We start from the raw sequence: 13,038 nt of genomic DNA, 5'->3' as shown, positions 1-13,038 counted from the left end.
ACGAGGCCGAGCCGTGGCCACAGGTCTCAAGCGAGGGTGAACCGCAGCCGTTGACCCGGCCTGAGCTGGGCGGCGATGTCCAGGTCGGGCTCCTCGACGACGGCCGGGACGGGATAGCCGCCCGTCACGGGATGGTCGGCGAGGAACAGGATCGGCACGCCCGACGGGGGGACCTGCAGCGCACCCGGCACGCAGGCCTCCGGCTGGAGTTCGCCGGCGCGGGCGCGGGTGAGGGCGGTCCCGGCGAGGCGGATGCCGATGCGGTCCAGCTCGGCCGTCACCGTGTACGGCGTGCTGACCAAAGTGGACAGTGCGGTCGCCGTGAACCAGTCCAGCCGGGGGCCCGGGGTAACGCGGAGCGTGGGCTCGTCGGGCAAACGGCCGCGCGGCGCCAGGTCGACGGCGGGCGGCGCGCCGGTGACGTCGCCGACGGGCAGCGTCATCCCGGGCGCCAGCGGCGGCGGCCCGAGCCGGCCCATGGTGTCGGTGGCGCGTGCACCGAGCACTGGACGGACGTCGAAGCCGCCGCGCACCGCCACGTAACAGCGCAAGCCACGCTCGGCCGTGCCCAACGTCAGTTCCTCGCCGGGGCGTAACGCGATCGGCGCGTTCGGCGCGGCCGCCCGCCGTCCCGCGCGCACGGGCACCTCCGCACCGGTGACGGCGACGGTCGCGTGCTCCGACGCCCGCAGCCGCAACCCGCCCAACGTCACCTCCAGCGCCGCGTGCCCTTCGGGATTCCCGACGAGCCGGTTCGCCAGCCGCAGCGACCCCCGGTCCACGGCCCCCGACCGCCCGACGCCGATCGCCGCCAGCCCCGGGCGGCCGAGGTCCTGGATGGTGGCGAACGGGCCGGTGGCGAGGATCTCCGCTTTGCCGGTCATCAGCGGATCACCTCGAAGCGCACGCGTGTTCCCGGCACCAGCAGGTTCGGCCGGGGCCGTTCGACGTCCCATACCGGGGCGTCCGTGTGGCCCAGCAGGTGCCAGCCGCCGGGGGACGGGTGTGGGTAGACCGCCGTGTAGTCGCCCGCGATGGCGACGGCGCCGGCCGGGACGCGGGTGCGTGGGGTCGGGCGGCGTGGCAGGTGCAGGGCCGGGTCCAGGCCCGTCAGGTAGGCGAAACCCGGGGCGAAGCCGCAAAAAGCTGCGATGTAAGTAGCCGATGAGTGCCGTCGCACGACCTCTGACGTGGTCAGTGAAGACGCGGCGGCCACGGCGTCCAGGTCTGCGCCGTCGTAGCGCACCGGCAGGGTCACAGTGGCAGAAGCATTTACAGAAGAGTCCACAACAGACACAGAGCGCAGCGAAGAGGCCAAAGCGTCCCAGGAAGTCGCCAAAGGGTCGTAACGCACCAGCAGGGTTTGAGCCGCCGGGACCAGCTCCACCACGCCCACTGGCGGCGAAAGCTCCAGCGCGGCCTGGAAACCCAGCACGTCCGCCGTCTCCACCAGCGCCGCCGAGCCGCCGTAACGCAGGATCCGCCAAGCCGTCATACGAACGGCGCCAACGTCACACCCGCGGCCTCCAGCGACTCCCGGATCTGCCGGGCCAGCTCCACCGCGCCGGGCGTATCCCCGTGCACACAAAGGGAATCCGCGCGCATCATGAGCTTCCCGCCGGAAGCATCGAGCACCTCGCCCGTCGTGGCCATCGTGACGGCGCGCGCGGCGACCGCTGCCGCGTCGTGCAGGACCGCGCCCGGTTCCTTGCGCGACACCAGTTGCCCCGAAGGTGTGTACGCGCGGTCGGCGAAAGCTTCGGCGTGGCCGGTGACGCCCGCCGCCACGGCCGCGTGCAGCATCTCCGAGTCCGGCGGGCACAGCAGCGCCAGCTCCGAGCCGTACCGGCGCACGCCCTCGACGAGCGCCGCCGCCTGGTCCGGGTCCACCGCAGCCTTGTTGTACAGCGCGCCGTGCGCCTTCACGTAACGGACGCGGCTCCCGGCCGCGCGCGCGAACGCGTCGAGCGCGCCGATTTGGTACAGCACGTCGTCAGCGAGGTCCTCCGGCGCGATGTCGAGCGCGCGCCGCCCGAAGCCCGCCAGATCGCGGTAGCCGACGTGCGCGCCGATCGTCACGCCCCGCTCGGCCGCGCGCTCGCAGACCCGGCGCATCACGCCCGGGTCGCCCGCGTGGAAGCCGCACGCGACGTTCGCGCTGGTCACGATGTCGAGCATGGCTTCGTCGTCGCCCATTTTCCAGGCGCCGAAGCCCTCGCCGAGGTCGCTGTTGAGATCCATGTCAGTCCACCCGGTAGTCGCTGTCGAGCTTGTCCGTCACGAGCATGTACCCCGGCGCGTGCGTGATGGCGAACGGCGGCCGCGTCGCCATCAGCGCCGCCTGCGGGGTGACGCCGCAGGCCCAGAACACCGGTACGTCACCAGGTTCCGGAACGGCGTACTCGCCGAAATCCGGCCGCCGCAAGTCCGTGATGCCCAGCTCCGCCGGATCCCCGACGTGCACGGGCGCGCCGTGCACCGCGGGCATCGCGGCGGTGAGCCGCACCGCGTCTTCCACCCGCGCGGCCGGGATCTGCCGCATCGACACCACCATCGGGCCGTACAGCCGTCCCGCGGGCTCGCACTGCCGGTTCGTCACGTACATCGCGACGTTGCGGCCCTGCTCCACGTGCCGCAGCGGCACGCCCTCGGCCCGCAGCGCCGTCTCGAACGTGAAGCTGCAGCCGATCGAGAACGCCACCATGTCGCTGCGCCACAGCCCCGTCGCGTCCGTCACCTCGCCGGTGAGCACGCCGTTGTGCCAGATCCGGTAACGCGGCAGGTCGGTGCGCAGGTCCGCGCCGGCCGCGAGCCGCGTAGCCGGGTCGCCGGGCGCGCTGACGTCGAGCACCGGGCACGCCTGCGGGTTGCGCCGGCAGAACAGCAGCACGTCTTCGGCCCAGTCCTGCGGGACGGCGATCAGGTTCGTCTGCGTGTAGCCGTACGCCCAGCCCGTGGTGGGCTGTTCGGCGCCGGCGCGGAACAGCGCGCGGGCGGCGGACGGTGTGAGCGTCGCCGGATCCCTCGTGAGTGGCAATGCCGGTTCTAACCGTCCTAAACACTCACGAGTCATGATCCCTCCTGTACCGCAACGCTTTCCGGAAGTTCCGTGCCCCGGGTTTCCGGCAGCCCCAGCAGCGCGAGCGCCGCGATGACGTAGCCGACGGCGCCGAGCGCGATCGCGCCGCCCGCGCCCATGAACCCGACCACGGCCGGGAACGCCGCACCCACCGCGCGGCCGAAGTTATACGTGAAGCCCTGTCCGGTGGCACGCAGCTCGCTCGGGTACAGCTCCGCGAGGTACGCGCCGAAGCCGCTGAAGATCGCCGATGTCGAGAAGCCGAGCGGGAAGCTGATCAGCAGCATCAGCCCGTTCGCGCCGTACGGCAGCTGCACGAACAGCAGGATCAGCACCGCCGACAGCACCGAGAAGAGCAGGAAGGTTTTCTTACGCCCCAACAGGTCTGTGAGATAGCCACCGCAGACGTAGCCGATGAACGCGCCCGGGATGAGCAACGCGAAGTACCCGCCGGTGCCGACCACGGACAGCCCGCGGCTGACCTTCAAGTAGTTCGGCATCCAGGTGAACAGCGTGTAGTAGCCGCCCTGGACGCCGGTCGCGAGCAGCGCGGCGAACAGCGTCGTGCGCAGCAGGCCCGGCCGGAAGATCCCGGCCAGCGAACCGCGGACGGGCGCCTTCTTCCGGCGCTCCGTGACGGCCGGCGCGTCCTCCACACTGCGTCGCACCCACAGCACGAGCAGCGCCGGGATGACGCCGACCCAGAACAGCACCCGCCACGCGATGGCTTCGTCGAGCACGCTGAACAGCACCGTGTAGACGATCACCAGCAGCCCCCAGCCGACGGCCCACGCGCTCTGCACGAACGCGACGGTGCGGCCGCGGTAGCGGGGCTGGCAGTACTCCGCGACCAGCGCGGCGCCCACTGCCCACTCGCCGCCGAAGCCGAGGCCCTGCAGTCCGCGCAGGACCAGCAGCGTCTCGAAGTTCGGTGCGAAGCCGCAGAGCACGGTGAAGATCGTGTACATCGCGATGGTCAGCTGCAGGGTGCGGACGCGGCCGATCCGGTCCGCCAGCACGCCGGCGCCGATGCCGCCGATCGCGGACACCACCAGCGTGGTCGTGCCCAGCAGGCCCGCCTCGCCCGAGGAGATGCCGAAGTAGGCGGTGATGGCGGCCAGGCCGAACGGCAGGGTCTGGTAGTCGAAGGAGTCGAGCCCATAGCCGCCGAACGCGCCGGCGAAGGCGCGTTTGCCCTTGTGGCCGAGGGAGTGGAACCAGCCGAACGGCCGGGACGCGGTGGTGGAGCTGGCTGTCACGTTCATGGGGGTACCTCGCTGGGGGAGTACTCATCGTGGCACGGGTCACATGGCCATCACCGTACGGATCGTTCAACAATCCCACAAGCCTCTGATTGCATTGTTCTCTTCGAGCTGGCTAGGCTGACGTCGTGGTCAACGAGGACGCCCCCTTGGGCCTGGAAGCCGACCGCGGCCTGCTGAGCCGCACGAGCACGGCCGAGCGCGTCGCGGGGGTGCTGCGCACCCGCATCGCCGAGGGGTTCTTCCTGCCCGGCGGCCGGCTCTCCGAGCTGGACATCGGCAACGCGCTGGGCGTCTCCCGCAACACGCTGCGCGAGGCGTTCCGGCTGCTGACCCACGAGCGGCTGCTGACCCATGAGCTGAACCGCGGGGTGTTCGTGCGCGTGCCGACGGTCGAGGACGTGCGCGACATCTACCGCGTGCGCAAGATCGTCGAGTGCGCCGCGGTCCGCGGGATCACGGCCAAGCCCGCCTCGTACGCCAAGATCGCCGGCACCGTGGCGGACGGCGACCTCGCCGCGCGGCACGCCCGCTGGCAGGACCTCGGCACGGCCAACATCCGGTTCCACCGCGAACTGGTGGCGCTCACCGGCAGCGAGCGCGTCGCCGAGCTGATGCAGGGCCTGGCCGCCGAGCTGCGGCTGGTCTTCCACGTGATGGCGGACCCGCGCCGTTTCCACGAGCGTTATCTGCCGCGTAACCACGAGATCCTGGTGCCGTTGGAGGCCGGTGACGGGGCCCGCACGGCGGAACTGCTGGACCAGTACCTCGCCGACGCGGAGGCCCAGCTGGTGGAGGCGTACGCGGAACGCCCGGCCGCGGTTCGCTGAGGCCAAGTGCGACGAGGCCCGGCGCGCCGAGTTGCAGTGCGCTGCGACCCAGTGCGCTGAGCTCCGGTGGAGATGCGAAGCAGTTGCTTACCTGCCGGAACTCCGCCCGGAGGGGCATTCGATCGTGTCCGATCGGGTCGTCCGGCGGCCGGGTGCCTGCCGCGGCCGGGCGGGGCTGGCTACCGTCGGCGGCAGGCCGTGTGCATCGGAGCCGTCCCGGGCCCCGGACCCCCAGCTGGGGCGTGGGACTTCGAGCGCCGGATCGGAATGGTCGCCCCATTCCGGTCCGGCGCCTCACGGTCAGGAGATGGTGGAGGGCGGCGGCGGACCGTGATCCCCGGGGGGAGAACACGGTCCGCCGTCTGCGTTCCGATGGGGACAGTCCTATCAGGACAGTGTCACCATCGGCCTTCAGCCCGTGTACGAGGCGAAGGCCCTCGTGTAATCCCACGCCTGCTGGGACACCCCGGAACAGCTGTCCGCCGGACCGCCGGTGCAGGGCCGGTCGCGGTTGGCGGACCAGAAGGTCAGGCGCGCCAGGTGGTGCTGGTTCGCGTAACCCAGGATGGTGCCGAAGTCCGCCACCGTGACGATCTCGTTCTGGTCCGTGACCCCGTTCATGGACGAGATGCCCATGTGCCGGTAGGCGTTGTCGTCGGTGTAGCCGTAGGCGTTCTTGACGACCGTCTTCAGCCCCTCCGCCGCGCGCGTGGTCAGGGTGCCCATGTTCTGCCCGGCTCCGCCGAAGTCGAACGGCATGATGACCCAGCCGTCCACGGTCAGCCCGGACGACGCGGCGCGGTTGACCAGGCTCGAGTCCGGGCCGCTCGTTCCGGTGCCGAAGGTGACGTAGATCTTGATACCGGAATTGTTGGCGCGCACGGTCTTCAGCGCGTCGACGGTGCGCTGCTGCACCGTCGGGTTGCTGTAGGCGTCGGCCTCGATGTCGATGTCGATCGCCTTCAGGCCGTAGGCGTTGATCACCTTCTGGTACGCCGTGGCCAGCTCACCCGCGCTGCCGCAGGACGACTCCAGCTTGTTGCCGCTGTAACCGCCGAACGACGGGATGATGTCGCCGCCCCCGGCGCGCACCGTGTTGACCGTGCCCTGGTCCACGCCGCCGGTCAGTGCCCGCGCGCCGTCCCACTGCGGGTTGCAGTAACCGTTGGACAGCACGAACGCGAGGGTGAACCACTTGACGCCGGTGGCGTTCGTGATCGTGGACGGGTTCGGCGGGCTGCCCCAGCCGTTGTAGAGGTACGGGGCGACGGCCATCGCGCCGGACGACGGTGGCGGGGTCGTGCCGCCGCCGGGTGCGGTCCACTTCTGGTTGGCGCCGCCGCCGCAGGTCCAGATCTGCAGCCGGGTTCCGTTGGCGGAGCTGTTTCCGGTGGCGTCGAGGCATTTGTTGGCCGCCGGGTTGACGATGTCGTGGGCCGCGGTGACGGTCCACTGTTGTGCGCCGGTGTTGTTGCAGTCGTAGAGCTGGACGGCCGCACCGTCCGCTGTGGACGCCGCCGCGACGTCCAGGCACTTGCCGAGCGCGCGGATGGTGCCGTCACTGCCGACGTTCCACTGTTGCGCGGCATTGCCGTTGCAGTCGGTGATCTGGATCGGGGTGCCGTTGGCGCTGCTGGCGCCGGCGACGTCGACGCACTTGCCGCCGATGCCGGTGATCGTGCCGGTGGCCGCCTGTGCGCTGGCCGGGATCAGGGTGACGGCGGTGGCGGCCAGCAGGCCGCCGATCGCCGCGAGGGCTCTTCGTCTCATCGGGTTCTCCTAACGGGGCGGAGCGGGATCAGGGGGCGGTCCACTTCTGGTTGGCACCGCCGCCGCAGGTCCAGATCTGCAGCCGGGTTCCGTTGGCGGAGCTGTTTCCGGTGGCGTCCAAGCACTTGTTCGCCGCCGGGTTCACGATGTCGTGGGCCGCGGTGACGACCCATTGCTGTGCGCTGGAGTTGTTGCAGTCGTAGAGCTGGACGGCCGCACCGTCCGCTGTGGACGCTCCCGTCACGTCCATGCACTTGCCCAGCGCGCGCAGGGTGCCATCGCTGCTGACGGTCCAGCTCTGGGCCGCGTTGCCGTTGCAGTCGGTGATCTGGATCGGCGTGCTGTTGGCGCTGCTGGCTCCGGCAACGTCGACGCACTTGCCGCCGATGCCGGTGATCGTGCCGGTGCGCCCGGTCGGCGGAGTGCCGCCACCGCCGTCGGTGGTCACGTGCACGTAGTCGACGACCAGCTGCTGCGGGAACTGCGTGCTGCTGTTCGGGTCACCGGGCCAGTAACCGCCGACGGCCAGGTTCATGATGATGAAGAAGTTGTGGTCGTAGACCCAGCGGTTGCCGTTCAGGTCGGCCGGGGTGCGGGTCTGGTAGACGTTGCCGTCCACCGACCAGACGATCTTGTTCGGCGACCAGTCCACGGCGTAGGTGTGGAAGTCGTCGGAGAAGTTCGGGCCGTTGTACCCGGCGCCGATGCCGTTGGCGCCGGAGTAACCGGGGCCGTGGATGGTGCCGTGCACGGTGTTGGGCTCGAAGCCGACGTTCTCCATCACGTCGATTTCGCCGTCGGTCGGCCAGTTCCCGCCGCCGAGCATCCAGAACGCCGGCCACATGCCCTGCCCGCGCGGGAGCTTCATGCGGGTCTCGAAGTGGCCGTAGGCCTGGCTGAACTTGCCGGACGTGTTGAGCCGCGCGGAGGTGTACTCGCAGCGGCCGTACCAGCAGTTGTAGTTGCCGGGGTTCTCTTTCTTGGCGGTGATGACCAGGTGGCCCTGGCCGTCGAGCGCCGCGTTGTTCGTGCCGGAGGTGTAGTACTCCCGTTCGTGGTTGTTGACGTTGTCGCCGGTTTCATAGTTCCACTTGGAGCCGTCCGCGGCGCTGCCGGCCGGGCCGTTGAAGTCGTCGGTGAAGCTGGCCGCGGCCGCCGCTTCGGGCGGGGAAATCGCGGCGGGCGCCACCTGGACCGCGAGGGTCAGCAGGGCAGTGGCCGCGAAGAGGCCGGCCCAGCGGGTACGTCTCAGTGAGCGCGAGAAGGACATCATCGTCACCTCGGTCTGAGGAGGGGACCGCGCTTTCACGCGCGCAGCACGAAAACGCGGCGGGGCGGAGGAGAGGCACGGCCGGGATCGGGCCGTGCGGTGCTCGGCCGGGCGCTTCGCGTCCACTCCGGAGGTGGACCGCAGGCGGGCGGCCAGTGGGGACCGGCAAAGGCTTACTTTGTTGTGGCGGCCAACAAAGTAAGAGAAGTATGCATGGTCCGGACCACTTGCGGCAATGCTCCGCTGCACGAAAATTTTTAACTCGAATTAAGGCCGGGAAGTTACCCCCGGTCGTCACGCTGGTACTGCTCGTGAGTGTTTATGACGGTTCTAACCGTCATAAACACTCACGAGCGGTTCAGGCCGCGCCGGTACGCGCCGGGGACTTGGCCCGCAGCCGCGGGTCGGCGCCCTGCTCCAGCAGATCGGCGACCGGGAGGGTGGCGGCGCCGGTGGCCACGGCGTCCAGGCCGAGCTGGGCCAGCTGGATCGTGGTCTGGCCGAAGGGGTGGCGCAGCGCGTGGGCGGCCGCGGTCGAGCGGACCAGCGGCAGCAGGTCCTCGCCGAGGGCCAGGCCTACCCAGCCGCCGACGACGATGCGCTCCGGGTTGAAGAGGTTGATCAGGTTGGCGATGCCGGCGCCGAGGTAACCGGCCGTCTCCTCGATCACCTTCTGGGCCGTCTTCGACTTCGGGACCGCGGCCAGCAGCGCCGCCAGCTGGTCCTGCTCGTTCTCGCCCGTGGCCGCCTTGCCGCGCGCCCGGCGGTACCGCTCGAGGATCGCCTCCGAGCCGATGTAGGCCTCGAGGCAGCCGTGCGAACCGCAACGGCAGGCCTGCCCGCCGTAGACGATGGTGGTGTGGCCCCATTCGCCGGCGCTGCTGGTGGAGCCGCGGTAGGTGGCGCCGTCCGCGATCACGGCGGCGCCGACGCCGGAGCCGATGAGGACTATCACCGCGTGCCGCGCCCCGCGGCCGGCGCCGAACCACATCTCGGCCTGGCCCTGGGTCTTGGCGCCGTTGTCGATGAACAGCGGCAGGCCGATGCCCGCCGCGCGCAGCTCTTCGCCCAGCGCCACGGCGTCCCAGCCGATGGTCGGGGCGTGCACCAGCACCCGCTCACCCTGCTCGACGGTCCCGGGCACGCCGACGCCGACGCCCAGCACCGCGCTCTCCTCGACCTCCGCGGTCGCGATCACCTCGCGCAGGCCCGACACCACGGCGGCCACGACGGCGCCCGGCTCGGTGCGCGCCGGCGACAGCTCGTGCTCCACGAGTGCCAGGCGCTGCATCGCGAGGTCGAACAGCTCCACTCGCACGCCCGTCTCGCCGATGTCGACGCCCGCGACGTGCCCGTACGCCGGGTCCACGCGCAGCAGCACCCGCGGCCGCCCGCCGTCGGATTCCACCAGTCCGGCCTCGGTGATCAGCCGCTCCTCGCCCAGCTCCGCGGTCACGTTGCTGACCGTGGCGGCCGACAGTCCGGTGAGCCGGCTCAGCTCATGTCGCGAAAGCGGGCCGTCGAAGTACAGTTTCGACAGCAGCAGGGAACGGTTGTGCCGCCGCAGATCGCGGACGGTGGTGCGCTTGCTAACCATGTATACCCATCCGGCCCTTGAGGTGTCCCGACACCAGGATGCCTGATCACCGTAAGTTGTTGCCATGTATTAACTAGTGAACTAAGTCCCGAACGTCTGGTCGTCTGGCAGAATCCCCAGGGTGACGAGGGTGGTGCGGCAGACGACCCGGGACCTGAGACGGCACAACCGGGCGGTGCTCCTGTCGTCGCTCTACCTGCGGGGACCGGTCAGCAGGCTGGAGCTGGTGGCCGAGTCCGGGCTCAGCCCGGCGACCGTGACGAACGTGGTGGCCGAGCTGATCGGCGACGGGGTGGTGGCGGAGGCGGGCTCGGTCGAGTCCGACGGCGGCCGCCCCCGCACGCTGCTGCGTGTGCGCCCCGAATACGGCCAGGTCGTGGGCGTGGACGTCGGCGAGACGCACGTGCGCGTGGGCCTGTTCGACTGCGCGCTCGAGACGCTCGCGACGGTGCAGCACCCCTTGGGCGGCACGAGCCTGGACCCGGTCGAGGTCGTGGAACTCGTGCGCACGGGCGTGGCCGAGGTGCTGGCCGACAGTGGCACCGACGCCGAGGGGGTGTTCGGCGTCGGCGTCGGAGTGCCCGGCGCGGTGCGTGAAGGCGGCATCGTGCACGCGCCGACGCTCGGCTGGGCCGGCGTCGGATTCGCCGACCTGCTGCGCGCGCACCTGCAGTTCGCCGCGCCGCTGCACCTGGACAACCGGGCCCGCACGCTCGGCCAGGCCGAGATGTGGCGCGGCGCGGGCCGGGGCTCGGAACGCGCGGTGATCGCGTTGCTCGGTGTGGGCGTCGGCGCGGCCTTCGTGACCGGCGGCGGCTCGTTCCCCGGGATCACCACCAGCGAATGGGGGCACACCGTGGTCCAGGCGGCGGGCGCGGCCTGCCGCTGCGGCTCGCACGGCTGCCTGGAGGCGTACGTCGGCACCGAGGCGGTGGTGCGCCGTTACGGCCAGGCGCCCGGCGCGGAGCCGGTGCGCGGCGTCGAGAGCGAGGCCCGGCTGGCCGAGGTCGTCGCCAGGGCGGCGGTGCCGGGACCGGCCGCCGACACGCTCGCGGAAACCGGCGAGTACCTGGGCATCGGCATCGCGAACCTGATCAACCTGCTGGCCCCGGACCGGGTGGTGCTGGCAGGCTCGGCGGGGGCGGTCATGGGCCCCGCGATCCTCGCGCACGTCCGTGACGCCGCCGCCCGGCACGCGCTCGGCTACCTGGCCGAGAGCACGCTGGTGGAGCTCGGCCAGCTGGGCCCGGAGGCCGTCGCCCTGGGCGCGGCTACGCTGCCGGTCGCCGCGCTGCTGGCCTCGGGCGGCCGTTCAGCCGGCTGAAACTCCTTGCCCGGCAAGGGGATCGACAGCCGGCCACCGAGTGTGAGCCTTTCTTTCAGTACTTAAACTTAGGTCCAAAATGTTACCGCCGTGTTATTGACGTGACCCGAGTCACCCGGGTTGACTCCTCCTGTCGTGCGACCGGTCCGAGCCCTGGAGTCAGTTGGCGGGGGCAGGGGCGACGCCCGTAGCACCCGTTCCGGATCTAGGAGGACGAATGCGAGTCAAGCGCTCCATCGTCGCAGCGCTCGCCGCCGTGGTGGCGATGGCCGTGCTCGCGGCCTGTGGTGGCGGCAGCTCGACGAACGCCGGGGGCGGCAATGCCGCGGCCGTGCTGAACGTCGGCATGCCGAACGGCCCGCAGGCCGAGAACAACAACCCGTTCCTGGAGACCTCGGCGGCCGCCTCGCTGGGCTACCGGTACGTCATCTACGAACCCCTGGTGATGCTCAACCGGGTCAAGCCGCAGGACCCCGGGAAGCCGTGGCTGGCCACCAAGTGGGACTGGTCGGACAACTACAAGAAGCTGGTCCTGACCGTCCGTGACGGGGTGAAGTTCTCCGACGGCACGCCGACGACCGCCGAGGACGTGGCGTACACGTTCCAGCTGCTGCGCGACAACAAGGCGCTGAACATCGACTCGGTCCCCTACAAGGACATCACGCCCAGCGGGAACCAGGTGACGCTGGCGTTCGACAGCTCGCAGTTCGTCAACCAGGTCAAGATCCTGCAGACCATCGTGGTGCCCAAGCACATCTGGTCGGCGATCAAGGACCCGACGACCGACACCGTGAAGAACCCGGTGGGCACCGGCCCGTACACGCTGAAGTCGTTCACGCCGCAGACCATCACGGTCTCGCAGCGCACCGGCTACTGGCAGGAAGCGCCGAAGGTCAAGGAGATCCGCTACACCTCCTACAATGACAACAACGCGCAGGTCTCGGCGCTGACCAGCGGCGCGGCCGAGTGGAGCTTCGTCTTCATCCCGAACTACAAGACGGTCTACGTGAACAAGGACCCGCAGCACTACAAGCTGTGGTTCCCGGCCCAGCTCGCCGTGCACGGCCTGTGGTTCAACACCGAGAAGGCGCCGTGGAACAACGTCACGCTGCGCCAGGCCATCAACAAGGTGATCAACCGCGACGACATCTTCAGCCAGGGCGAGGCCGGTTACTTCTACCCGAAGGACGACCAGGTCACCGGCATCCCGTCGCCGGCGGGCGACCCGTGGATCGCGCCGCAGTACAAGGGCCAGACCGTGAAGGTCGACGTGGCGGGCGCCAAGGCGCAGCTCACGGCCGCGGGCTTCAAGCTCAACGGCAACCAGCTCGTGGACCCGGCCGGCAAGCCGGTCACCCTCAAGCTCTCGGTCCCGTCCGGCTGGTCGGACTACATCACCGACCTGGAGATCATCAAGGACAACCTGGCGCAGATCGGCATCACCGCCACGGTCGACAAGATGAACCAGGACGCGTGGACGAAGTCGGTCGACACCGGTGACTTCGAGGGTGTGCTGCACTGGACCAACGACGGTGCGTCGCCGTACGACATGTACCGCGACGTGATGGACGGCAACCGCTACAAGCCGACCGGTCAGGGTGGCATCAACGGCAACTACGGCCGGTACAAGAACGACGCCGCGACCGCCGCGCTGTCGACCTACGCCAACGCCGCCGACGACGCGAGCCGCGCCACCGCGATGAACACGCTGCAGAAGATCATGATCGACGAGCAGCCGATGATCCCGCTGATGGCGGCCAACTCCGGTGGCGAGTACAGCACCCGCAACTGGACCGGCTGGCCGGACGAGAACAACCAGTACGGTCCCGCGCAGCCGACCCTGCGCAACGCGCTGGACATCGTCCTGCACCTGAAGCCCGCGGCCTGACCTATGGCCGAAGACAAC

Annotated in this window: 11 protein-coding genes; 3 read left to right on the top strand and 8 right to left on the bottom strand. The window is 70.1% G+C overall.

What is annotated here, in order from left to right:
* Positions 1 to 26 precede the first annotated feature (26 nt).
* From OG943_RS31625 to OG943_RS31605, 5 genes are read right to left on the bottom strand one after another with little or no spacing between them, the layout of a single operon-like run.
* A complete protein-coding gene (locus tag OG943_RS31625) occupies positions 27 to 884 on the bottom strand; it encodes a biotin-dependent carboxyltransferase family protein (RefSeq protein WP_328604577.1) in 858 nt (285 codons plus the stop codon).
* Complete coding sequence (locus OG943_RS31620; protein ID WP_328604576.1) at positions 884 to 1,495, bottom strand: 5-oxoprolinase subunit B family protein; 612 nt, start codon at positions 1,493 to 1,495, stop codon at positions 884 to 886. The genes OG943_RS31625 and OG943_RS31620 overlap by 1 nt, the downstream gene beginning before the upstream one ends.
* Positions 1,492 to 2,241, bottom strand: coding sequence for a LamB/YcsF family protein (locus tag OG943_RS31615; RefSeq protein WP_328604575.1), 750 nt, complete (start codon positions 2,239 to 2,241; stop codon positions 1,492 to 1,494). Before OG943_RS31615 ends, OG943_RS31620 begins: the two co-directional genes overlap by 4 nt.
* Before the next feature lies 1 nt (position 2,242).
* A complete protein-coding gene (locus tag OG943_RS31610; RefSeq protein ID WP_328604574.1) occupies positions 2,243 to 3,037 on the bottom strand; it encodes a putative hydro-lyase in 795 nt (264 codons plus the stop codon).
* 32 nt (positions 3,038 to 3,069) lie between these two features.
* Entirely contained in the window at positions 3,070 to 4,344 is a 1,275-nt protein-coding gene (locus OG943_RS31605; protein ID WP_328604573.1) for an MFS transporter, read from the bottom strand.
* Between the two features lie 125 nt (positions 4,345 to 4,469).
* Between OG943_RS31605 and OG943_RS31600 the strand changes: the two genes are divergently transcribed.
* Positions 4,470 to 5,171, top strand: coding sequence for a GntR family transcriptional regulator (locus tag OG943_RS31600; protein ID WP_328604572.1), 702 nt, complete (start codon positions 4,470 to 4,472; stop codon positions 5,169 to 5,171).
* A gap of 411 nt (positions 5,172 to 5,582) precedes the next feature.
* Here OG943_RS31600 and OG943_RS31595 read toward each other — a convergent pair whose 3' ends face one another.
* From OG943_RS31595 to OG943_RS31585, 3 genes are all read right to left on the bottom strand, one after another.
* Positions 5,583 to 6,941 carry an RICIN domain-containing protein gene (locus OG943_RS31595; protein ID WP_328604571.1) on the bottom strand — a complete coding sequence of 453 codons (1,359 nt, stop codon included), beginning with the start codon at positions 6,939 to 6,941 and terminating at the stop codon, positions 5,583 to 5,585.
* Positions 6,942 to 6,969: 28 nt separating this feature from the next.
* Entirely contained in the window at positions 6,970 to 8,211 is a 1,242-nt protein-coding gene (locus OG943_RS31590; RefSeq protein ID WP_328604570.1) for a family 16 glycosylhydrolase, read from the bottom strand.
* Between the two features lie 358 nt (positions 8,212 to 8,569).
* On the bottom strand, positions 8,570 to 9,808 hold the full coding sequence (locus tag OG943_RS31585) for an ROK family transcriptional regulator (protein WP_328604569.1): 1,239 nt from the start codon (positions 9,806 to 9,808) through the stop codon (positions 8,570 to 8,572).
* A 121-nt stretch (positions 9,809 to 9,929) separates the two neighbouring features.
* Here OG943_RS31585 and OG943_RS31580 point away from each other — a divergent pair, with 121 nt between their 5' ends.
* Positions 9,930 to 11,132 carry an ROK family transcriptional regulator gene (locus OG943_RS31580; RefSeq protein WP_328604568.1) on the top strand — a complete coding sequence of 401 codons (1,203 nt, stop codon included), beginning with the start codon at positions 9,930 to 9,932 and terminating at the stop codon, positions 11,130 to 11,132.
* A 217-nt stretch (positions 11,133 to 11,349) separates the two neighbouring features.
* Positions 11,350 to 13,020 (top strand): ABC transporter substrate-binding protein, encoded by a 1,671-nt coding sequence (locus tag OG943_RS31575; protein ID WP_328604567.1) that lies wholly within the window; start codon positions 11,350 to 11,352, stop codon positions 13,018 to 13,020.
* The last annotated feature ends 18 nt before the right edge of the window (positions 13,021 to 13,038 follow it).

It is taken from the genome of Amycolatopsis sp. NBC_00345 (assembly GCF_036116635.1).
Classification (GTDB): domain Bacteria; phylum Actinomycetota; class Actinomycetes; order Mycobacteriales; family Pseudonocardiaceae; genus Amycolatopsis.
This window is presented reverse-complemented; position numbering and strand designations above follow the sequence as displayed.

What these genes read in the sequence shown, in the direction of transcription:
- OG943_RS31625 (WP_328604577.1), bottom strand. Translation starts at nt 884, where the DNA reads ATGACCGGCAAAGCGGAGATCCTCGCCACCGGCCCGTTCGCCACCATC.
- OG943_RS31620 (WP_328604576.1), bottom strand. Translation starts at nt 1,495, where the DNA reads ATGACGGCTTGGCGGATCCTGCGTTACGGCGGCTCGGCGGCGCTGGTG.
- OG943_RS31615 (WP_328604575.1), bottom strand. Translation starts at nt 2,241, where the DNA reads ATGGATCTCAACAGCGACCTCGGCGAGGGCTTCGGCGCCTGGAAAATG.
- OG943_RS31605 (WP_328604573.1), bottom strand. Translation starts at nt 4,344, where the DNA reads ATGAACGTGACAGCCAGCTCCACCACCGCGTCCCGGCCGTTCGGCTGG.
- OG943_RS31595 (WP_328604571.1), bottom strand. Translation starts at nt 6,941, where the DNA reads ATGAGACGAAGAGCCCTCGCGGCGATCGGCGGCCTGCTGGCCGCCACC.
- OG943_RS31590 (WP_328604570.1), bottom strand. Translation starts at nt 8,211, where the DNA reads ATGTCCTTCTCGCGCTCACTGAGACGTACCCGCTGGGCCGGCCTCTTC.
- OG943_RS31585 (WP_328604569.1), bottom strand. Translation starts at nt 9,808, where the DNA reads ATGGTTAGCAAGCGCACCACCGTCCGCGATCTGCGGCGGCACAACCGT.
- OG943_RS31575 (WP_328604567.1), top strand. Translation starts at nt 11,350, where the DNA reads ATGCGAGTCAAGCGCTCCATCGTCGCAGCGCTCGCCGCCGTGGTGGCG.